16 protein-coding genes, 2 pseudogenes and 1 other annotated feature are annotated in these 21991 nt (G+C 65.7%); of the genes and pseudogenes, 10 read left to right on the top strand and 8 right to left on the bottom strand.

The features are described 5' to 3' along the window. Positions 1-8 precede the first annotated feature (8 nt). The 3 genes from DPR14_RS09055 to DPR14_RS09065 all read left to right on the top strand — a co-directional run bounded on the left by DPR14_RS09055 (position 9) and on the right by DPR14_RS09065 (position 5359). Positions 9-965, top strand: coding sequence for an OmpA/MotB family protein (locus DPR14_RS09055; protein WP_158044849.1), 957 nt, complete (start codon positions 9-11; stop codon positions 963-965). Between the two features lie 286 nt (positions 966-1251). Further along, on the top strand, positions 1252-2442 hold the full coding sequence (locus DPR14_RS09060) for an EH signature domain-containing protein (protein WP_158044850.1): 1191 nt from the start codon (positions 1252-1254) through the stop codon (positions 2440-2442). Next, complete coding sequence (locus tag DPR14_RS09065; RefSeq protein ID WP_158044851.1) at positions 2405-5359, top strand: DEAD/DEAH box helicase; 2955 nt, start codon at positions 2405-2407, stop codon at positions 5357-5359. Before DPR14_RS09060 ends, DPR14_RS09065 begins: the two co-directional genes overlap by 38 nt. On the opposite strand, the gene DPR14_RS09070 is transcribed toward DPR14_RS09065, so the two are convergent. The 3 genes and pseudogenes from DPR14_RS09070 to istA (DPR14_RS09080) all read right to left on the bottom strand — a co-directional run bounded on the left by DPR14_RS09070 (position 5273) and on the right by istA (DPR14_RS09080) (position 8944). After that, positions 5273-6475 carry an IS256 family transposase gene (locus DPR14_RS09070; RefSeq protein ID WP_158047998.1) on the bottom strand — a complete coding sequence of 401 codons (1203 nt, stop codon included), beginning with the start codon at positions 6473-6475 and terminating at the stop codon, positions 5273-5275. The two genes, DPR14_RS09065 and DPR14_RS09070, sit on opposite strands and share 87 nt — an antisense overlap. A 182-nt stretch (positions 6476-6657) precedes the next feature. After that, positions 6658-7358 (bottom strand): annotated as a pseudogene (istB, locus tag DPR14_RS09075) (IS21-like element helper ATPase IstB). Between the two features lie 17 nt (positions 7359-7375). Further along, positions 7376-8944: an IS21 family transposase gene (istA, locus tag DPR14_RS09080; RefSeq protein WP_158044852.1), complete on the bottom strand. Its 1569-nt coding sequence runs from the start codon at positions 8942-8944 to the stop codon at positions 7376-7378. Between the two features lie 152 nt (positions 8945-9096). Between istA (DPR14_RS09080) and DPR14_RS09085 the strand changes: the two genes are divergently transcribed. After that, a complete protein-coding gene (locus DPR14_RS09085) occupies positions 9097-9786 on the top strand; it encodes a helix-turn-helix domain-containing protein (protein ID WP_158044853.1) in 690 nt (229 codons plus the stop codon). Positions 9787-9802: 16 nt separating this feature from the next. On the opposite strand, the gene DPR14_RS09090 is transcribed toward DPR14_RS09085, so the two are convergent. Next, complete coding sequence (locus DPR14_RS09090) at positions 9803-10162, bottom strand: ATP-binding protein (protein ID WP_158044854.1); 360 nt, start codon at positions 10160-10162, stop codon at positions 9803-9805. Beyond that, positions 10159-11661, bottom strand: a complete 1503-nt coding sequence (gene istA, locus DPR14_RS09095; RefSeq protein WP_158048063.1) for an IS21 family transposase — start codon at positions 11659-11661, stop codon at positions 10159-10161. The genes DPR14_RS09090 and istA (DPR14_RS09095) overlap by 4 nt, the downstream gene beginning before the upstream one ends. A 1111-nt stretch (positions 11662-12772) precedes the next feature. Here istA (DPR14_RS09095) and DPR14_RS09100 point away from each other — a divergent pair. Continuing rightward, a complete protein-coding gene (locus tag DPR14_RS09100; RefSeq protein WP_158044855.1) occupies positions 12773-13012 on the top strand; it encodes an antitoxin MazE family protein in 240 nt (79 codons plus the stop codon). Then, a complete protein-coding gene (locus DPR14_RS09105; protein WP_158044856.1) occupies positions 13009-13356 on the top strand; it encodes a type II toxin-antitoxin system PemK/MazF family toxin in 348 nt (115 codons plus the stop codon). Before DPR14_RS09100 ends, DPR14_RS09105 begins: the two co-directional genes overlap by 4 nt. Before the next feature lie 45 nt (positions 13357-13401). On the opposite strand, the pseudogene DPR14_RS09110 reads toward DPR14_RS09105, so the two are convergent. Further along, positions 13402-14660 (bottom strand): annotated as a pseudogene (locus DPR14_RS09110) (IS3 family transposase). Further along, positions 14260-14376 (bottom strand) — a sequence feature (AL1L pseudoknot). It overlaps the preceding pseudogene by 117 nt. 179 nt (positions 14661-14839) lie before the next feature. On the opposite strand from DPR14_RS09110, the gene DPR14_RS29055 reads away from it, so the two are divergent. Beyond that, on the top strand, positions 14840-14986 hold the full coding sequence (locus tag DPR14_RS29055) for a recombinase family protein (RefSeq protein WP_158044857.1): 147 nt from the start codon (positions 14840-14842) through the stop codon (positions 14984-14986). 29 nt (positions 14987-15015) lie between these two features. Here DPR14_RS29055 and DPR14_RS09120 read toward each other — a convergent pair whose 3' ends face one another. Beyond that, complete coding sequence (locus DPR14_RS09120; protein ID WP_158044858.1) at positions 15016-19272, bottom strand: HEAT repeat domain-containing protein; 4257 nt, start codon at positions 19270-19272, stop codon at positions 15016-15018. A gap of 177 nt (positions 19273-19449) precedes the next feature. Then, on the bottom strand, positions 19450-20136 hold the full coding sequence (locus DPR14_RS09125) for a DUF4231 domain-containing protein (protein ID WP_211103951.1): 687 nt from the start codon (positions 20134-20136) through the stop codon (positions 19450-19452). Positions 20137-20521: 385 nt separating this feature from the next. On the opposite strand from DPR14_RS09125, the gene DPR14_RS09130 reads away from it, so the two are divergent. The 3 genes from DPR14_RS09130 (at position 20522) to DPR14_RS09140 (ending at position 21981) form a co-directional block, all read left to right on the top strand. After that, the gene (locus DPR14_RS09130) at positions 20522-21139 is read left to right on the top strand and encodes a site-specific integrase (RefSeq protein ID WP_158044859.1); all 618 of its coding nucleotides are present in this window, start codon (positions 20522-20524) and stop codon (positions 21137-21139) included. Positions 21140-21424: 285 nt separating this feature from the next. Continuing rightward, the gene (locus DPR14_RS09135; RefSeq protein WP_158044860.1) at positions 21425-21766 is read left to right on the top strand and encodes a hypothetical protein; all 342 of its coding nucleotides are present in this window, start codon (positions 21425-21427) and stop codon (positions 21764-21766) included. Between the two features lie 17 nt (positions 21767-21783). Further along, entirely contained in the window at positions 21784-21981 is a 198-nt protein-coding gene (locus DPR14_RS09140; RefSeq protein ID WP_158044861.1) for a hypothetical protein, read from the top strand. The last annotated feature ends 10 nt before the right edge of the window (positions 21982-21991 follow it).

Here is a 21991-nt window from a genome sequence, read left to right on the forward strand (position 1 = left end):
AGGGATGCATGTCTGCGGCCGGGACCGAAGAGGAAGCCGGGGAAGGCTATTTCGCCTCGATCAGCGACCTGATGATCGGGGTCTTGTTCATTTTTCTGCTCATGCTGACCGTCTTCGCCCTGAACTTCCGGGATGCCGAGGAAGAACAGATGATCGAGCGGGCGCGGTACGAAGATGCTCTGCGCCGCGCCGAGACGGCCGAACGACAAGCGAGGGAGGAGGAGAAGCGGGCGGAACTGGCTGTCCAGGAAGCCCGGCGCCAGTCCGAGGAGGCAGCCAGGCAGCGCGTCCGGAATGACGAGCTGCGACGCCTGCTGGCGGAGGCCGTGGCCCAGCTCGAACGGGACATCGAGAGTCGCCAGACGATGCGCTACCAGATGCTCCGTTCCCTTGAGCAGGCTCTCAAGGACCAGGGGGTCAGGGTGACGCTCGACCCATCCTCCGGGATCCTTCGCCTCTCCGGCGACTTGCTGTTCGAGACGGGGCAGGCAGTCTATCGTCAGGAAGCGACCCAGACGGTGAAGATCCTGGCGGATGCCCTGGCCAGCGTGCTGCCCTGCTACACGGGTGGCGCGGCTCCGGGATGCGGGGCCGATACAATGCCGATCCTGGAAACCGTCCTGGTGGAAGGCCATACGGATCGCCAGCCCTATCGTAACCTGCCTCAATCGCAATCCCAGGCAATGAACGACAGATTGTCGACGGAACGCGCCCTTGCGGTGTTCCAGAGCCTGCGCCAGACCCAGTCGGTCCTGGACGTCCTGCGGAACAGCGACGGCCTGCCCCTGCTCGGGGTGTCCGGATATGGAGAGCGACGGCCGCTTCCGGACGCCCAAGCTGCTGTGGAGGAAGACTACCGGAAGAACAGGCGCATCGATCTTCGTTTCGTTCTGTCCGCACGAACTTCGGAGGAACTGCAACGGCTTCGAGATCAGATCCGGGACGTGCTGGGGGCGGCGCAATGAGCCATACGCGCCAAGCCCTTGTCACGCTTCGGGCCTCCACGGAGCTGCTAGCCCGAAGCATCAAGCTGCCCACCGTCTCGGCGTCGGCCCGAATGGTCGAGGTGTTGGCCGCGGGGGACGCGGCCCCGGCCGGGCCGGGTCCGGATATACTGGAGGCGGTTCGCCGTAACTTGCTCCAGGCGGCGCGGGCACCGGGGGGGATCGCATCGGCGTCGCCCCAGGATCTCCGCGACGCGCCCTGGCTGATGTGGGATAGGCGGGAGCCGCTTGCCACGATCCGGGGCTTTTGGATGCCGTTTTCAAACGTTGCGAACGCAGTGCGGGGGCACGCCGGGCATTGATCGAGGGGTGGATCCGGGATTTCTCCTACGAGGCTCCCCGGATCGTCGATGCAGGTATCGCCATTCGCCGACTGATCACTTCGACTTCCGATGCGCGCATCGCCTCCTGGCGCGACGCGGATAGGTGGTGTCGTTTGTTCGATGCCCGCGAAGGCCCCCGGACGCTCGCCCGGCAGATCGTGCAGGGACCCGATCCGGTGGAAGATATCCTTAGAAGAGCCTGTCTTGACGATCCGATGCGGGCGGTGTCCGGCTATGTCCGGACGGTTGCGGAGGAGGCGCTGCGTCTGGTCCCGGATCGGCTCGGCGGCTCGTCCGGTCCGGTGACCATCGAGCGGCTGACGCAGTTCCTGGTCCCCGGCGGAATGATCCGGTTTCCCGATCCGGAGATGCGTGGTCTGGTTGCCCGAAGCCTGCTGACGCCTTGGCTGGCCGGTCGGGCCGCTCCGGCCGAACCGGTTCGCGCGGCCGTGCAGACGTTCCTGCTGTCCCATCTCGGCGACCCGCGTCTTCGCGCCAGCCAGTGGAGCCGGGCCGGAGATGATGCCATAGCCCTGATGCGCCAGTGGCTGGCGCGGGCATCGCTCATCGCCTTCTTCGAGGTTATCGGCGAATACGCTTATGATCGGCACTGGCGCTATCGAGAGGCGTTCTGGTCCGCTTGCCTCAAGGCGGGTGCGATCGATGACGCATGGCTCGCACTGGGCAATGCTGTCCATACGTCGGCGCGTGCAGTGAAGGATCTCAATGGCGCCTATGCCCGGTTGACGGGATCTGCGGTTCAAAGTAACCAGTCAATACTATTGCTTAGGGTTCGTAATACAATATTCTGCGAATGGAGCCATGAAGGGAAGCTTCGTGCTTGGCCAGTTGATTGGAAAACTGCGCCGAAGCTTTATTTGGCCAAGTATACAAAAGAAGATGTAATCGGAGCGGGGTTGCCTTTCCCTCCGAACCTACAGTATGGATCAAAAGGGCGCCAAGATTCGGAGGATTGTTCCATTGGCATTCTGAAGGTAGTTGGTGGCAGGGAAGCGTCGCCAAGATGCTGGCCGACCGCGCCAACATCCACCTCACCCACAAGGATTGGATGCCGAAATGAGCTTCCGCTTCCAGGTCGATCCGCAGCCGAATGAAGTCGAGATCCGCCTGATCGGTCCGGGCGGGCCGGTCGCCACGGATCTCTGGCCCGTCACGGTTCCCGACGCGATGCTTGCCGGCGTCGATGTGGCGCAACGCCTCGTTGGTGCGGAAATAGCAATCGCGGACGGTGATCTGCTGCTGGTCGAGCATCGGGCCGCCGCCGGTCTTTCGGCTCGCGAAGCGACGAGTCTGGGACTTCCCGCCCAGGCTCAGGTCGTCGCGCATGTCCGGACGACGGGAACCATCGCCAGTGCGGGTTTCACCGCCCAGCTGGAGTGGCGCCGGCCGACCGGGCAGCCGGTTCCCGGCGCGGTCCGGACGGGCGCCTTCCTGAAGATCGGTGACAGGTGGTGGCGTATTCCGGATGCCCTGTACCACATCGCGGAGGCGGTCGATCGCGTCAACCAGGCACCGCCGGACGATCAGGGAGCCCGTTTCGCCGCGGTGGCGGCCTTGCGTGAGGCTCTGCCTGCCGCCGTCGAGACGGGTACGGCGGAGGCGGGCGGTCTGATCGGGTCGATGACGATCGCCCTGGCGGACGCCTTCTCCCTCGACCTCAAGGGAGAGGGCCAGGCGGCCAAGCTGGTACCCATCCTTTACCGGTCGGGCGCCACCTCCGACGAACCGCTGCTGCCCGAGGATCGGCAGAAGGCGTTCGGCGAGGACCAGTTCAACCGATTTGGCGCGGCGCGTCCTGTCTACACGCTCGGCGGCAACTGGTACGCGGTGATGACTCCGGTCCTCCGGCGCGCCCTGGACGTCGTTCGCCGGGTTCAGTCGGGGCCGGTCGCGACCAAGCGGGCGCTGATGGCTTCTCCCCGTGCGTTCCTGCGTGACGCCTTGGGGGCGGATGTGGACGACACCGTGCTGGAAACGGTGTTCCGGGAGACTCCGGCCTATGCCGACCGCGTCGTCGGGCTCGGCCTCTGGCAGCCGCGGGTCGTTCCGTGGATCGCGCTGGAGTCCACGGATTGGTTCGGCGACGGCGGCGCCGTCCCGGCAGGCAGGCCGCAGGCATCGGAAGCGGGCCCGACGCCGGCCGGGCTGAGGATCGGCGAGCGTCTGGTTTCCCTCGACGAGGAAGAGGCGAAGGCCCTCCAGGCGCGGGTCGAGCAGGCGATCGGCGCCGGATCTCCGACGGTTCCGCTGGCGGTCGAGGGCGAGATGGTGCCCGTACCGGCCACGACCGAAACCCTGGCCGCCCTGAATGCCTTGAGCGCCGCCCGTCAGGGCCCATCGGGACGGCCGCCGAAGCCCATTCCCGAAGTTCTTCTCATCCGCCCCAACGAGGCGGAGATTGAGGTCGAGGGTGAGTTCGTGCCACGGCCCGCTCCGGCGGAGGACTTGCCGCGCGTACTCGCCACGACCTTGAAGCCGCATCAGGCCGAGGGGCTGGATTGGCTCCGCAAGGCCTGGACCATGGGACGCCCTGGCGTTCTCCTGGCGGACGACATGGGGCTGGGCAAGACGCTCCAGGGGCTCGCCTTCCTCGCCTGGCTGCGGCAGGGCATGGCCGGCGGGACCATTCCCCGTGCGCCCGTCGCCGTCGTCGCCCCTACGGGCCTGCTGCAGAATTGGCGGGCGGAGGCTGAGCGCCACCTGTCGGGCGACGGGCTGGGCACGTGCACCGAGGCATTCGGCCGCGGGCTGGCGGCGTTGAAGCGCCTAGGTGCCGATGGTCGGCCCGGATTGGATGTCGAAGCCCTGGGTGGCGCCGACTGGGTGCTGACCACTTACGAAACGCTGCGCGACTATGACCGCGACTTCGGGCAGGTGCGGTTCGCGGCCATGCTGTTCGACGAGGCGCAGAAGATCAAGACGCCGGGCGTCCGCCTGACCGACGCGGCCAAGGCCATGAATGTCGATTTCCGCGTCGCCATGACGGGCACGCCGGTGGAGAACCGCCTGTCCGACCTGTGGTGCATCACCGACGCCGTGCATTCGGCCGTCTTGGGCGACCTCAAGGCGTTCAGCGCGGAGTACGAGCGGTCACCCGATTCCGAGAGGCTGAAGCGGCTCAAGTCGTCGCTCGATGCCTGGCACTGCGGGCGCCCGCCCTTGCTGCTGCGGCGCCTGAAGCAGGACCGGCTGCGCGATCTTCCCATCCCCGAGGAGAGGGTCCGGGAAACGCCGATGCCGGCCGGACAGCGGACCGTCTATGAGGAGGTGGTCGCCGGCGCGCGCGGCGCCGACAAGCCCGGCGCCGTCCTGGCCGCCCTGCAACGGCTTCGCGGCATCTCGCTGCATCCCGACCCGAAGGCCGAGATGTCGGACGATGCCTTCATCGCCGCCTCGGCCCGGCTTCAGGGAGCCTTCGCGGCACTGGACTCCATTGCGGAACGGGGCGAACGCGCGCTGGTCTTCCTCGACGATCTGGAAATGCAGGCCCGGCTCGCCGGCCTGATCCAGAGGCGCTACCGGCTTTCCCTGCCGCCGATGGTCATCAGCGGCCAAGTCAGCGGCGCGGCGCGTCAGGCGCGGGTGGACCGGTTCCAGGCCGGACCGGAAGGGTTCGACGTCATGATCCTCTCGCCGCGCGCCGGCGGGGTCGGTTTGACCCTGACGCGCGCCAACCATGTCATCCATCTGACTCGCTGGTGGAATCCCGCCGTGGAGGACCAATGCACCGGCCGCATCCTGCGAATCGGCCAGACCCGTCCCGTTTACGTGCATGTCCCCATGGCCGTGCTGGGCAAGGATTGCTCGGCCTTCGATCGTAACCTGAACGCTCTGTTGACCCGCAAGCGCCGTCTGTTCCAGGAGGCGCTGAGATTGCGTCCGTCAAGCTGGTGTAAATTGGGAGGAGGCCATCAGCATCGTAGGTCAGGTCTTGGTCAGCGCGGCGAGGGCCGCTTCATCACTGGCGGCCATGCCGGTCATGGTCTCAAGCGTCAGGTAACGATGTTGTAGTTGCCACTCGTCATTCTGCTCGAGAAGTACAGCACCAACAAGCCTGCGAACGCTGGCCTCGTTCGGGAAGATGCCGACGACATTGGTCCGGCGCTTGACTTCCTTGTTCAAGCGCTCGATCGGATTGGTCGAGTGCAACTTGCTACGATGGGGTTCAGGATAGTCCATGTAGGCGAGCACGTCGTGTTCGGCATCGTCGAGCAGGGCGGCGACCTTGCGAAAGCGCGGGCGGAGCTGATCGGCGACGTGGCGCCAGGCCTGTCCGGCAGTCTCGCGATCGGGCTGGACGAAGACCTGCCGGACAGCGGCCGAGACGACCGACTGCTGGCTTTTCGGCACATGGGCCAATAGCGATCTCATGAAATGCACCCGGCACCTCTGCCAGGTGGCGCTCAGGACCTGGGTGATGGCCGCCTTGAGACCTTCGTGGGCGTCGGAGATCACCAGCTTCACGCCCTTCAGGCCGCGACGGACCAGACCACGCAGAAACTCGATCCAGAAGGTGGCGGCTTCCGACTGGCCCAGGCCGAGCCCGAGGATTTCGCGGCGGCCGTCCTGGTTGACGCCGGTGGCGATTATTGCCGCGATCGACACGATGCGGCCATTCTGGCGGACCTTGATGTAGGTCGCATCGAGCCAGAGATAGGGCCACTCGCCATCCAGCGGCCGCTCGAGGAAGGACAGCACGCGGGTGTCGATGTCCTGGCACAGCGCCGAGACCTGCGACTTGGAGATGCCGGTCATGCCCAGCGCCTGGACCAGGTCATCGACCTTGCGGGTGGACACGCCCTGGATCCACGCTTCCTGGATCACGGCCGTCAGCGCCTTCTCGGCGGTCTTGCGGGGCTCCAGGAAGGCCGGAAAGTAGGTTCCCTGGCGCAGCTTCGGGATCTTCAGGTCGAGCGTGCCGAGCCGGGTTTCCAGCTGACGATCCCGATAGCCGTTGCGGTATGTGGTGCGCTCGTCGGAGCGCTCATGGCGCCCGGCGCCGATCAGGCCGTCGACCTCGAACTCCATCAGCCGCTGGAGCGTGTGAGCGGCGATGGCGCGCAGGAAGTCGCCATCGGTACTGGCCTGGATCTGGTCGAGCAGAAGTGTCATCGTATCCTTGGTCATCATGCCTCTCTCGGGGTCTGGTCTCGTGTCGCAACTCGACCTTACCTGATGAGCGTGATGACCACCTCCGCGTCGTTGCGGCCCCAGGGGCGGAGGGTTGAGGCGGCCCGGGTTCCGCTCTGCGAGCTCCACCCGGGCCGCCTCAACCCTTCAGGGGCCAATTTCCACCACTCCGCTGGACGTTACCAAGTTCTCCCAACCCGATAAGCGGCGTGAACGATGCGATCCAGTATCGCTTCGGAATAAGTGGAATCCCCGATCGCCCGATGCCAGCTGGTCAGGGGGATTTGGGAGGCCAGGATGATCGAGCCGCGGTCATGGCGGTCATCGACGATCTCCATCAGGTCCCGGCGCTGGGGGCGGTCAGCTCACTCATCATCCAGTCGTCGAGGATCAGGAGATCGACCCTGGCAAGCCGCCGCATCAGAGCGCCGGCTCCTGAGCCAAGACGCGCCGTCGCGATGTCGTCCAGCAGGCGCGACAGCCGGGTGTAGAGCACGCTGAAGCCTTCCCGTGCCGCCTGATTGCCAAGCGCGCAGGCGATCCAGGTTTTGCCGGTGCCGGTCGCCCCGGTCAGGATCACGTGGCGGTGTTCACCGATCCAGCGGCAGGTGAACAGAGTGCGGATCAGTCCCTTGTCCAAGCCGCGGGTCGCCTTCAGATCCAGGTTCTCGAAGCAGGCCGCCTGCCGCAGACGAGCGCGCTTGAGCCGCATCTCCAGAGCGGCATTGGTGCGATCGGCCGTTTCCCGCTCGATCAGCAGGGCGAGCTGATCATCGAAGTCGAGCCGGCCACGGTCGTCCAGTCCCGTCAACTCCTGCAGCGCCCGGACCATGCCGAACAGACGCAGGGACTTCAGTTTTTCCAGATTGGCGTGATGCATGGTTTGTCTCCGGGCAGTCAGTGGTAGTAGGCCGGGCCGCGCAGGTTGGCATGGGCACCAAGGCCGCCGGCGGCATCCTCCACGGCCTCGATCCGGCCCCTGGTCAGCAAGTGCTGGACGAAGCGGTATGAGCGCACGTTGGCGCTCAGTGCCGCCGTTGCGGCGGCCTGCAGAGCCACGGTCCCGTGCAGCCGGCCCAGTCGCAGCAGGCCGGCGACCTGACGCGCGGCCTGGTCGGGATGATCGGCATCGGCGAAGATCCTGTCGGCCAGCAGCCCGAGCGCGCCGCCGAGGCCGGCAGCCTCCGCCCGGACCGCCTCCGGCGTCAGCAGCACTGCGGCGCGGTGATTGGGCGGCCGGTGCTCGTCGAGCGTCACCGTCGCCCGCCCCGGTTCGCCATCCTGCCGGGCATGGGCCGCAACCCGCTCGCCCTTGTGGAAGATGCTGACCAGACTGACCGTGCAGAACACATCGACGTGCTTGCCGATCAGCCGGTAGGGCACCGAGTACGCCACTCCCTCGATGCTGACGTGATAATCGGGCGCCAGTTTGTAACGGAACCAGCGGCCGATCACGAAGGGCTCGGCCGGCAGCGGTTTCAGGAGCGGCTTCTCGCGCTCCTCGAACAGCCTGCGCCGGGTCAGCGTCCTGTCGGTCGTCAACGGCCGCGCGTTGACTGCGGCGACCAGCTCCCGGATCGCCGCGTTGGCTTCGTCCAGCGTGAAGAATACGCGATTGCGCAGCGCCGCCAGCACCCTGGTCTCGACCACCTGGACGCCCTTCTCGGCGCTGGCCTTGTCCCTTGGGCGACGGACCCGCGTCGGAACAACACCGGTGCCGTAATGGCGCGCCAGCTCGTGATATGAGCGGTTGACCACCGGATCGTAGAAGCTGGCATGGGTGATCCCGGTCTTGAGATTGTCCGGGACGAGTTTCGGCACGACGCCGTCAAGGTGGGTGAACATCCGGACGTGGCTGGCCAGCCAGTCCTCGGCCGTCTGGGTCCACGTTACCTCGGCGTAGAGGTAGCCGGAGAACGGCAGGCAGCCGACGAAGACGCTGGCCTGGCGCGGCCCCTCGGCCGTGCTGATGGTCAGCGTCATGCCGGCGTAATCCACCTCGCACGCCGCCCCCGGGGCATGCTCCCGCCGCATCCGCGGTTCGACGCCGGCGCTGGTGTGGTCCAGGAAGTGGCGCCGGAACTGGCTGTAGCTGTAGCCGTCCCGGTGCTGCTGGCGGTACTCTTCCCAGACCAGCATCAGGGTCACGCCGCGCTTGCCAAGCTCGGCCGAGACCCACGCCCAGTCCGGCATCGGCCGCTGTTCGGGCGGAGCGGCCCGCTGAAACAGCAGCGCCTCCACCGCTTCCTCGCTCATCCCGGCGACATCGGCGTAGCGCAGCCCGGCAGCATCGGCTCGCGCCAGGTAGTCGCCCACCGTCGTCTTCGGCATGCGGATCGACTGCGCGATCTGCCGCTTCGAATAGCCCAGCTCGTGGGCCAGCCTCAGAAGTTCCTTCACTCGTCGCATGTCTGACCTTTCCGCGGCACGCCTCGCCCCCTGGACTGGACCAAAGGGGACAGTCATACCGCGCCTGTGAGGTCAGACGCCCAACTCGCCTTTCACGGGTGCTGTCCGGGCTGAAAACGGGTGGCCGAAATCATGAAAACGGCTGTCCGGTTTCAATGAACATCGGTGTCCGGTTTCCATGAACACAACTGGCCGAAATCGATGAAAATATGCACCTGGAGGAACAGCTCGCGGCGCTCGACTCCGGCCAGGCGGCGGCGCTCACGGCGGAGGAGCGCGCCCGACTGATGACGCTCGGGGCCGACGTCGAAGCGCTGTGGCATCACCCCGGCGCCACGGCGGAGACGCGCAAGCGCATCCTGCGGACGATCATCGTCGAGATCGTGGCCAAGGTCGTGGGCGAGACCATCGAGCTGGTGATCCACTGGCAGGGTGGCGATCACACCCGCCTGAGCGTGGCGAAGAGCCGGACGGGCCAGCATCGGTGGGGAGCCGATGCCGAGACGGGTGACCTCATCCGGGCCCTGGCCCGGCAGCAGCCCGACGCGGGCATCGCCGCCATCCTGAACCGGGCCGGCCGGCGCACCGGCAAGGGCAACACGTGGACCGAGGCGCGGGTCCGCACCTTCCGTAACGCCCACGGGATTGCCGTCTACCGGGCTGGCGAACAGGCCGAGCGCGGCGAGCTGACCCTGGAGCAGACGGCGGAACGCCTGAAGGTCAGCAAGATGACGGTGCTCCGGCTGATCGGCAGCGGAACCCTCCAGGCGCGGCAGGTCTGCAAGGGGGCTCCCTGGGCCATCCCCGAGGCCCAACTGACGGGGCTGGAGGTCCGGGGCGTGCCGTCACGCCGTCCAGTAACACAAGATCCGGATCAGCGGACCCTTGACTTCCAATGACATAGCGAGGTGGGCATCATGACGCGACACCGGCCGGACCGAACAGGATCAGGTTGGCGCCTTTTTCCAGCCAGCTGTCGCCGGCGACGAGGGCCATCACCTGGGCCTTGCCGACCATGGGGACCGCCTCGAACTCGAAGCTCTCCAGGGTCTTGCCCGGAGGCAGCCTGGCCTCGTCGAGATGACGCTCGATCCGGCGGCGGGAGCGCTCGGCGATCTCGTGCTCGGTCAGGGCGGCCAGGAACCGGGCGGCGGGCCAGCCTTCCTTGTCGGCCCGGTCGGCGAAGTCCGGCCAGATCACCTTGATGGCCGGCAGGCGCAGGTCGCCCAGGGCCAGCGACAGGCGGGCGGTGTCGATGGCATCGCTCGCACTCATGCCGCGGCTCCATGCACGAGTTCGTCATAGACGCTCAGCGGCACGAGATCGACGACGACATCGGTGACCGGCGCCCCGGTGCGCTGGAAGCGTTCGCGCAGGGCCGGAAGGTCGGGCAGCCGTCCCGCTTCCAGGTCGGCATCGAGGACCTCGGCCAGTTCGGCCTCGCAGCCGCGCTCGTGGGCCAGCGACAGCAGGGCGACGGCCGTGGTGCAGGCCTGGCGGTCACTGCCGGCGGCGAGCAGCGCCTCGAAGGTGCGCTCGAAGGCCCGGCGGGGGAACAGCTGGTCCCGGTAGACGAGGTTGAGCAGGGCCATCGGCTTGCGCCGCAGGGCATGGATGACGTGACGGTAATCGACGACATGGCCGTGCCGGCCGTTGCCGCGCGGACGGCCACGGGCCAGGGTGAGGACGCGCGTGCCGCCCAGGAAGCAGTCCAGGCGATCGTCGAACAGGTGGACCCGCAGGCGGTGGCCGATCAGCCGGGAGGGCACGGTGTAGAACACCTTGCACAGGGTGAAGCCGCCACTGGAGGTGACGTGGACGAGGGTCTGCTCGAAGTCGGCGGTCCTGTCGGGCGGCAATGGTTTGAGGGTGCCGCGCTCCACCTCGATCGCCTTGGCCCGGCGGGCGTTCTGCTGGCCGACCACCTCGTCGATGAAGCGGCGGTAGTCCGGCAGGTCGGGGAAGTCCCGGCTGGCGCGGAGCAGCAGCGCATCGTCGATGGCGCGCTTGAGATGGCCGTGCGGGCTCTCGATGGAGCCGTTCTCGTGGGCGAGGCCGCGGTTGTTGCGGCTCGGCACCATGCCGTAATGGCGGCACAGATCCTCGTAGCGGCGGGTCAGGTCCTCGGCGGCATTCCGGTCCAGGTTGCGGAACGCCGCCGACAGGCTGTCGCTGCGATGGTCCGCCGGCGCCCCGCCGAGCGACCAGAGCGCGTTCTGCAGCCCTTCGGCCAGGGCGACGAAGCTCTCGCCGCCCAGGATGACATGAGCGTGCTGCCAGCCGGAATAGGCCAGGCGGAAGTGGAAGAGACGGTGATCGAGCGACTGCCCGGCAACGGACACGGCGGCGTCGCCCATGTCCGTGAAGTCCGACAAGCCCATCTTGCCCGGCTCATGGTGCTGCCGGAAGATGACGTCCTGGTCCGGACCGTTGACAGCTCGCCAGGCCCGGATGCGGCGCTCCAGCGTTCGGCGGACCTTCTCGCTCAGGTCCGGATGCCGCCGGCGCATCTCGGCGAACACGGCGATCGAGCGCAGGCCCGGAGCGGCTTTGAGCATCGGCACCACCTCGCTGTCCCAGATCCCGGCCAGCGGATCCGGGCGGCGCCGGCCGCGGGGTAGGATCTTCTGCGAGGGTGGTCGGGGGTCCTGCTCGATGCGGTAGGCGGTTGACGTGCTGAACCCGGCTTTGGCCGCAGCGACGGCGGGAGTGTTGGTTTCTCGGTTTTTCATGTAAAGGCTCACTTGGCGGTCGGTGATGTGTGTGCCCGGCAAGATCGCGGTCCTCATTGGCGTGAAGATCCTCGATCCTGGCCGCATTCACCGCTTCCGTCAGCGACGTCCTTTTCCAGGAAAGGAGGTCGGTGTCGCGGTCGTGACTACGGTCGGGCTACGCCCGCCCTCCGTCACGACCGCGACATTCCATTCCGACCCTGTTTGACGCTCTTCCTATCCTGTTTGACGCTCTTCCTATCCTGATTGTCGGGCCATACGCTGCGAACACTTGGCGCGCCCCGTTCGACGTCTCGATGTTGCCGAGGCGAACTTCCAGGTGCCGCTGACCCTCCTCGCAGCTGCGAATGAAGGTCGAGTCCAAGCGCAGGGTAATCGCTGCCGCTGGAGCCGTCGGCTCGACCGCAGCGGTGTCGCGCAGCTGGTCGCCGACTACCAGGGTGCGCCGGCGCACGGTCTCGGAATGGATCCCGGCATCGACCGGTAAAAGATGTTCAAGCAGACCGGCAGCGATCCGGTAGGGCATGAGCGCCGACAGATGCGCTCGGACCTGATCGAGCTCGGGTGTCGAACGGCAATGCGCCGGCCAGTCGACACCGGCCTCCGCCCTACCGCACCTCGCACAGCGGAAACGGGGCAGCCGGAGCGTGACCTGGCCAAACACGGTTGCGATCTGGTGGAGCCTGTAGTCCTTGACCTGACACGGTGTCGCGCAGATCGGCAGGTCGGTTTCTGGGCGGCATGGTCGCGGCTCTGCGCCGCGACCAGCGCCTGCTGGACCTGGGCCACAAGCCGCTTGCCATCCACCAGGCTCAGTCCAAGATCCTCGAGGTCAACTAGGTCACCCGTGCGGACGATTTCCAGCACGTCAACGCTCCGGACCACGCCCTCGATCCCGGTTTCCACCAAACGCAGAATCAACCTCATCCTCAATCCCCAGCCGCCGACATGACCGGCCGGTCATAACCCTGCCCAGCAAGGCCCCCAATTTTGCGGCAGTCCCGCTTTCAGAGCGCCACTGTTGCCGTGACATTGCCGCGCGCTGGCCAAGTTACCATGACAATGCCTGATGGAAGCCGACTTGGAATGTCGAAATTCCAGTTCGCGTCCCTTCGCCCCTGTGTTATAGTTACATGTAACTAAGGAGATCACGATGACAGCAACCCCAAAGTCATCCAGGGAGAAGACCAGGGCCAAGGTCCGCACCCACCGGGAAAAGCTGCGAGCACAGGGTTTGCGGCCGATCCAGATATGGGTTCCGGATGTCCGGTCGCCGGAGTTCGCCGCCGAGGCACACCGGCAGTCGCTCCTCGTCAGCCAGAGCCCTCAAGAAGCCGAGGATATGGCATGGGTCGAAGCCGTGTCGCTGCCGATCTGGGATGAGGAAGAGTGAACGTCGTCCCTGCGGCCAAACGGGGTGAGGTCTGGACGGTGTCCGGCGGCCCCGATTACGCCAGGAAGCCGAGACCGGCGGTCATCCTCCAGGACGACCGTTTCGACACCCTACGATCCATCACCGTCTGCGGCTTCACCTCCACAGGCACCGATGCCCCGCTATTCCGCCTCACGGTCGATCCCAGCGAGACCAATGGACTGGCGAAGCCCAGCGAGATCATGGTCGATAAGATCATGACGGTGCCCCGGGCGAAACTTGGTCAGCGAGTCGGTCGCCTGAGCGACGCCGACATGGTGCGGCTCAACCGGGCGGTGATCGTTTTCCTCGGGTTGGCCGGCTAGTACTATTGAACCGCGCCGGGATTTCCGGAGGCCGATTTGGTTGAGTCACGCCGCCATAGCGACGTCCTCGGTTTGAGCATAGTAACGCGCTTCGGCTTCGGCGGGCGGGATATTGCCGATGGGTTCAAGCAGGCGCCGATGGTCGAACCAGTCCACCCATTCCAGGGTGGCGAACTCGACGGCTTCCAGGGTGCGCCATGGTCCGCGGCGCCGGATCACCTCGGTCTTGTAGAGACCGTTGATCGTCTCGGCCAAGGCGTTGTATCGCCTCCGGCGTTAGCTAAAAGCTCCGTAGCTGTCGCCAACGCTGCCCACGGAGGGATCGACGCCGGCATCGGTGAGACGCTCGGTGTACTTGATGGCGACATATTGCGATCCACGGTCGGAATGATGAACGAGACCGCTGCCTTTGGCAGGCCGGCGGTCGTGGAGCGCCTGCTCCAGGGCATCCGGCACGAAGCCCGCGTGGGCGGTGATGGAAACCCGCCAGCCGACGATCCTCCGGGTGAAGGCGTCGATGACGAAGGCGACGTAAACGAAGCCCTGCCAAGTCGCCACAAACGTGAAATCCGCCACCCATAGGGCGTTCGGACGGGGCGCCTGGAACTGCCGGTTTACCCGGTCCGCCGGGCACGGTGCCGCCCGGTCGCTGACCGTCGTCCGCACCGTCTTGCCGCGTGCCACTCCCTTCAGACCCATGCGCCGCATCAGCCGCCCCACCGTGCAGCGCGCCACGTCAATGCCTTCCCGCCGCAACTGCCGCCAGACCTTCCGGACCCCGTAGACCTGGAAGTTCTCATCCCAGATCCGACGGATAACCACGCTGAGTTCCGCGTCGCTGCGCGAGCTGGCCGGCGCCTTTGACGGGTCAGTCCGCCGGGCGGCATGGGCGCGGTAGGTCGACGGGGCGATCGGCAGAACCTTGCAGATCGGCTCGACCCCGTGGACGGCGCGCTGCTCGTCGATGAAGGCGATCATTTCCTGAACGGGCGGTCGAGCTCCGCCTGGGCGAAATACGCCGATGCCTTGCGAAGGATCTCATTCGCCTGGCGCAGTTCCCGGACCTCGCGCTCCAGCGTCTTGATCCGCTCCTGCTCGTCCGTCGTCGGGCCGGGCCGTTTCCCCTGGTCGCGCTCGGCCTGCCGGACCCAGCCCCGCAAGGTCTACGCCGTGCAGCCGATCTTCGCCGCGATCGAGCTGATCGCCGCCCACTGCGAGGCGTGCTCCCCTTCGTGATCGAACACCATCCGAACCGCGCGCTCGCTGACTTCAGGGGCGTATTTGGGTGATGCCTGTTTCGTCATGATGACCCCAGTCTCTCAAGAAACGGGGCCTCCGGTAAACCCGGTGCGGTTCACGCGGCGTCCAGCTGGGCAATCCGGCCAACCTTTCCAATCAGCTCGACGGCAGCGCCAAGGGCAACGCCGCGAAGACGGCCAATGCTGCCAAGCGGGCGGCCGACCTGCTCCCCCTAATCCTGCCCATGAAAGCAGGTGGTGCGTCGCTGCGCCAAATCGCTGACGGGTTGAACCGATGTGGCGTTCCCGCCCCACGCGGCGGGGAATGGAGTGCTATTGCCGGCAAGCGGATCTTGGACCGGCAGGTGCGACAAACGGTAGCCTCGGCGTAAACCCCACGGTTTCGGCCTTGGGTGGCCGGTTAGGTGGAGTTCACCGCCCGTGATGCCGATTGGATCCGCTTAAGAGCTTCCTGGGCCGCGTTGACAACCTCTTGATTAGGGTCCTGAAGAGCGATCTTGAGCGTCGGCACCGCCTCGACCGCCACCGGCCCGATCTCCCCTAGGGCCCAAGCGACGCCCCGGCGAACCTCCTCATTGGCTTCACTGAACGCAGTGATTAAAACTGACACGGCCTTTTTTGACAGGATCTCGGCCCACGGCTCGGTCTGCGCCAGGGCCCAGGCGGCGGCCACGCGGACCGTCAGGTCGGCATCGCCCAGCGCGGTGATCAGTGCCGGTACAGCCTCGGCCGCCGCCGGCCCGATTTGCCCCAGGGTCCAGGCGGCCCCCCAGCGAATCTCCTTGTTGGCATCGCCCAGCGCGGTGATCAGCGCCGGCATCGCCTTGACCGCCGCCGACCCGATTTGCCCCAAGGCCTCGGTGGCGCTCCGGCGGACTTCCAGATTGGCATTGCCCAGCGCGATGATCAGCGCCGGCACCGCTTCGGCCGTCGCCGGCCCGATACGTCCCAAGGCCTCAGCGGCGTGCTGGCGGATTTCCAGGTTGGCATCGCCCAATGCAATGATCAGCGCTGGCACCGCCTCGACAGCCGCCGGCCCGATACGTCCCAAGGCCTCGGCGGCGCTCCAGCGAACTTCCTTGTCGGCATCGCCCAGCGCGGTGATCAGCGCTGGCACCGCTTCGGCCGCCGCCGGCCCAATAAGCCCCAAGGCCTCGGCGGCGCTCCAGCGAACTTCCTTGTCGGCATCGCCCAGCGCGGTGATCAGCGCAGGTACAGCTTCGGCCGTCGACCCAATCGACCCCAAGGCCTCGGCGGCGCTCCGGCGGACTTCTATGTCGCCATCGCTGAGGGCGGTGATCAGCGCAGGTACCGCCGCTAGCCCGATACGTCCCAAGGCCTCGGCGGCGCGGTGGCGGACCAGCCAAGCGGCATCGCCGAGGGCGGTGATCAGCGTCGGCACCGCTTCGGGCGCCGCCGGCCCGATTTGCCCCAGGGCTCCAGCGGCGCTCCGGCGCACCTCCATATCGGTATCGCCGAGGGCGGTGATCAGCGCCGGCACTGCCTCAGCCGCCGCCGGCCCGATACGCCTCAGGGTCCCGGCGGCGCTCCGGCGCACCTCCATATCGGTATCGCCGAGGGCGATGATCAGCGCCGACACCGCCTCAGTAGTCGCCGGCCCAATTTGCCCGAGGGCCCAGGCGGCGCCCCAGCGAATCTCCTTGTTGGCATTGCCCAACGCGATGATCAGCGCCGGCACCGCCTTGACCGCCGCCGACCCGATACGCCCTAAGGCCTCAGCAGCGCTCCGACAAACCTCCTTGTCGGCATTGCCCAGCGCGATGATCAGCGCTGGCACCGCTTCGGCCGTCGCCGGCCCGATACGTCCCAGGGCCTCGGTGACGTTCCGGTGGATTTCCAGGTTGGCATTGCCCAGCGCGGTGATCAGCGCCGGCACCGCTTCGGCCGCCGTCGGCCCGATGCGCCCCAAGACCTCGGCGGCGCTCCGGCGGACCTCTATGTCGGCATCGCTGAGGGCGGTGATCAGCGCCGGCACCGCCGCCAACCCGATCCGCCTCAGGGCCTCGGCGGCGCTCCGGCGGACCTCTATGTCGGAATCGCTGAGGGCGGTGATCAGCGCTGGCACCGCCTCGGCCGCCGCCGACCCGATACGTCCCAAGGCCTCGGCGGCGCTCCGGCGGACCTCTATGTCGGCATCGCTGAGGGCGGTGATCAGCGCTGGCACCACTTCGGCCGCCGCCGGCCCGATGCGCCCCAAGACCTCGGCGGCGTGCTGGCGGATTTCCAGGTTGGCGTTGCCCAACGCGGTGATCAGCGCCGGCACCGCTGCCGGTCCGAGTTGCCCCAGGATCTCGGCAGCGCGGTGGCAGACCAGTCGAGCGGCATTGCTAAGGGCGGTGATCAGCGCCGGCACTGCCGTTAGCCCGATTTGCCGCAGGGCCTGGGTGGCGCGTTGGCGTATTTCTAGGTTGGCATGGCCCAGCGCGGTAATCAGCGCTGGCACCGCCTCGGTTGTCGCTGGTCCGATCTGCCCCAAGGCTTCGGTGGCGCTCCGGCGAACTTCCAGATTGGCATTGCCCAGCGCGGTGATCAGCGCCGGTACAGCCTCGGCTGCCGCCGATCCGATTTGCCCCAGGGTTTCAGCGGCACGCTGGCAGATTTCCAAGTTGACATCGCCCAACGCGATGATCAGCGCCGGCACCGCCTCGACCGCTGCCGGCCCGATACGCCCCAGGGCTTCGGCGGCGCTCCGGCGAACTTCCATGTCAGCATCACCCAACGCGGTGATCAGTGCTGGCACCGCTCCGACGGCCGCCGGTCCCATCTGTCCCAAGGCCTTAGCGGCGCTCCGGCGGACTTCCGTGTCGGAATTTCCGAGAGCCCCGAGGGCGGTGATCAACCTTTGGACTCGCTGCAATTCGTTTCGATTGTAGTCCAGCCACTCGTGCAGTGCCGGCCACTCCGAGATAAGAGCTTCGTGAGCCAGCGTGACGCCAGCACCCTCAGCAACCAGCAAGCGCCCCTCAACCAACTTATTGATGATCATTCGTGCTTGGTCTACTTTGTCCGGGTCACCCAAAAACATCCGCTGGCGTGTCGGTGTGCCGGCAGCATCGACGTGGACCAAAGCTTGGAATATTCCCGGCAATGCGGCATCAAGATCTACACCCCAGGTTGTGCTAAGATCTTCTAGGAGTTCAGCAGCACGGCGACTGATCACACCGCGCAGTCGGCCAAGGGCGTTGTAAGCGTCTATGGTTAGCCGCTGATCAGGGGAGGTCTTCCGGTATAGCTCATCCAGGCAGAACGCCATCAAAGGAAGCGTCCCTGGATCAGTGCCAGCGTCCTCGAGGACCTCATCTGCCAAGCCATCCTCAAGAACCAGTCCCGCGCGTTCAGCCGGCTTGCGGATCATGTCGGCGAGCGCGACTAGCCCGGGCGGCGCCAGTAGGTAAAGTGCCGCGGGAGCTTGAAGCAGCTGGGCGAGATCTGGCAGGACGGCGCACTGAGGCAGAAAATCCGCCCGCAGCGTAGCCACAACCCTCAGATGCGGCTGGGCGGCGGCATGTGCCAGCAGCGCACCGAAAGACTCACGTTGCAGGATCGCGGCGTGCGTGAACAGCTCTTCCAGCTGATCCACGAACAGTAGGACCGCACCGCCGGCCGGAGCGACGGCATATTCCGAAATGCGTTGTGGCTCCTCATTGAGGGCTGTTGCAATCCTGATGGGTGGTTTATGGGCCAGCGCTGGCAGCAAACGGACCAGTCCGTAGGCCAATGCGAGGAAGGGATTGTCGCCGGCCTCCCCCGGTGTGCAGGTGACCACGCGCCAGTCCTGACTGCCTTCAATAGCACCATCTTGAAGGCGCGGGATCAGGCCGGCGTAGACGAGGGACGATTTGCCGGTGCCGGAGGCGCCGACCACCGCCAGAAACCGCTGGGCCGGATCGCGCAAACGCGCGATTAGGGCATCGACCTCGCGCCCGCGTCCAAAGAAGATCGGGGCTTCCTCCAGCGTGAAGGGCCGCAATCCAGGGTAGGGTGAAGTAGGCCAGTCCGGCTCCACCGGCCCAGTCGGTCCCGTATCGCTCTTATCAAGACGCTTGCGGAGAATGCGTTTCAGGTCAGAGGCGAGCCGTTCTTTGAAAGCTGTCGGTGTGTCGTAGGGCGTCACGCTTCCTCGGAATGAACCATCCGGTTTCATGGAAATGCGCTCGCAGAACTGCCCAACCAATTGATATTGCCGCTGCTGCTCCGTCAAGTCCGAGGCCTTTAGACCGACCTTGGGCTCTTCTGTCCGCGCATAGATGAGGATGTCCGCCTTGCCCTTGCAGGCGTCCTCGTATTCCCATTCGGTCCCGGATAGGTAGGGCTCGCCGTTGGCTTTCTGGAATCTGGTCAGATCGAGATGTGTCCCGAGCCGGGACCAAAGCACAACGATGACGATGTCGCATTCCGAGGGCTTGGTCTCGAACTGGATCACCGCTTCGTGGGGTGTGAGATGGGCTGGCATTGGTGTCGGTGCCGCCGGATCATCCCAGCTCACGATGTCGAACGTCACACGACTGCGCAGGAACGGATCATAGGGCAGTTCTTCTTTAAGCAGACGGCGAACCAAGGCGCGCTCGTCGGCCACATCGCCGGGCGAAGCGAGAAAGACGCGCAGGTGCTGTGGCGCCGGCTTCGCAGGAAGCATCAGCTACCGAATACGATCCGGGTCTTTAGGATCACCCCGCCAACACCATAGGTATCCAGGGTTCCAGCGCATAACGCATTCCTGTGCCTTTACCATCTTAGAGCGAATTAGACCTTTCGGCGCCGACATCGCGCAAGTGCCTCATCAGTGCAGTGCCGATCGAGCTTATCGTCCGCTTCAGTCATCGCGAACTGACCCCGCCCCGGCGCTTAGATCTTTGCTTCTAGTGCCTTCTGACAGTAAAACCGGGCGCGATCCCGCTTTCGCGGCCTGTTCTTGGACCGACACCCACTTTGCATGTTCCTGTGAGATCAGGCCCTCGATGCGGTCGGCTAGGAGTGCCAAAGGTTTTTCAGCATCCATGTAAGGTCCGGCGCTGGACAGGAACAGATATTTTTCATGCTTCAGCGTCTCGCAGGTTGAACGATAGGCGATCCAATTCTGCTGATCCTGGCTCAACTGCTGAACGGTCTCCACGATCAGGATGACTAGGCCTAGGACGGCCGCAACTTTCTCTGGATGTGGGATGTTGAAAACAGGAAGTAGAGGGAGCAAGGCAGCAGCAACGACTTGCACGAGCTTCAGAACCTTATATCGCCTCTGTGCCGATTGGCTTTTCCGGTCGTACCAGTTGATTTGGTCCTCTAAGCGGTCGAGGATGGGGGTCTGCTCGCTCATGACGTTGATCTCACCATCAGTGTTCGGACTGGCCTGAGCTCCAGATATCATCCCACACGGCTGTTGGCTCGAACGCAACCCGTCATCGCGGATCGTCAGCGAAATCCACTGCCGCCGGACCGGCAATTCCTTCGATCGTGCCGGCCAGGTGCGCTGACCATAGCCCAGCAGATGGATGATGCGCACCCCGGACTTGGGCCGCCATCAGATGCTGGACCATGTCGTAAAGATCGCGAAGGCGGGCAGGGCGGACAAGCGGGTGGCCGATCTGCTCCCTCATCACGCCCATGAGGGCTGACGATGCGTTAGAACGCTGACGGGCTGAACCGTTGCGGCGTCCCCGCCCCCTGTAACCTTCACGGGTCGAACGGTCGGCGGTATCATAGCGCCGTTGACTGATCGGGCCGATCCGCCGGGAGCAACCTTTTGCCCCCTGTGTCACGAACACCTGGGGGGACGCGTGCCCCGTCGGCAGGCCGAGGCTGAGGCCCAGTGGGGAGTCAGCGCCAAGCGAGCGCCAGTACAGGGGTGGATCCAGGCTGCGGCGGCCCATTTGGATGGGAGCCCTTGGATGAGTGAGATGTTCGACTGGTATGTCGGCATCGACTGGGCGAGCGAGGTTCATCAGGTCTGCCTGGTCGATGATCGTGGCGTGGTACGCGGGGAGCGCGCGGTGCGCCACAGTGGCGAGCAACTGGCCAGTCTGGCGGCTTGGCTGATCGAGACCACGGGCGCCGCTCCGGAACGCATCGGCATTGGCATCGAACTGCCCCACGGTCCGGTCGACGCTCTGATCCCTTTTATTCTGGTGTACCTGCGGACATACCGGCCGCTGCTCGATGTCGAAGGGCGACCGGAACTGCTGCTCACCGAACAAGGCCGTGCGATGACGCCACGGGCAATCGGGCACGTGTTCCGTACGCGAACCGGGAACGCTCTCGGTCGCGCCTTCAGTCCTCATCATGTCCGGACGCTCTATGCCACCGATATGGCGAGCCTGAGCCTGGAGGCAGCGCCAGCGATCCGGGCTATGCTGGGGCACAGCGATCCGGAGACACTCCGGCATTATCTGGCCCTCGGGACCAGCAGCCTGGCCGCTCGGCAACTCCAGGATGTGACGGAGAAACTGCGCCAGGGCGACGCCGGATATGATCGGAGCAGCCGCCGGCGGAAGGTGCACGCTGACTGAGCGGAGATCGGACACGTCCATCAACGGCCAATGATGGTATGAAGTTTTTTCGCGGATTGCTGGATGTCGTCGACCGCGCTGAATCACACTGTACCATATCCTGTTCAGGACGGCGCCGCGCCAGGGCAGAGGTGACCGCCCTCGACCAGAGTTGTACGGCTCGCACGTATCCCGAACAGCACCGCGCGGCTTCGCGCGTCTTGATCCGCGCCGTGGACGATCCCCGGCGTCGAGGATCCTGACTGTGAAGGACATGCGATGATGAGCTCTGCGATGACTGGGACGATGTCGGTACTGATCACTGGCGGCGGGTCGGCGCTGCGCGCGCGAGTTCGCGCCGGTGACACGGGAGTGGTCGCGCGCGCGTTGGCGATCGTACGGGACGACGCTGCGGCCACGCTCGAGGCGATTTCTGCGGTAAGCGGGATCAAGCGTGTCGGCCCATGCGCCGAGGGCGAGATCGAACTCGAGTTGGCTGAACCCGTGAGCCGGCGCGGCCTGCGTCGAGTGGCGCTTCTGAATGAGCGAAGCATGCGGCGGCTGGGCTACGTGCTGGAGCGTGAGGTGGTCGCAGATGGCGGCCAGGTCGTCAGCGTCTATGCCCGGCAGCGCCGGCACCACGCGTAAGTCGGGAGGAGCGGAATATGCACAACGCCGCACTGCTTCATCTGGCTCATCTGGCGGGATATGACCTGACCATGACGTGTGATCGGTACTCCGCCCAGGTCCTGGTGCTGTCGCGTAACGGCGGACAACTGACCTTCCTGGATAGGTGCGAACTGATCGCCTTCCTCCGCGAGCAGGTGGATCTGATGATCGAACTCGCCGACCGGTTGGGTTGATCGAGTAGGG

The sequence above is a fragment of the Skermanella pratensis genome, from assembly GCF_008843145.1.
Taxonomy (GTDB): domain Bacteria; phylum Pseudomonadota; class Alphaproteobacteria; order Azospirillales; family Azospirillaceae; genus Skermanella; species Skermanella pratensis.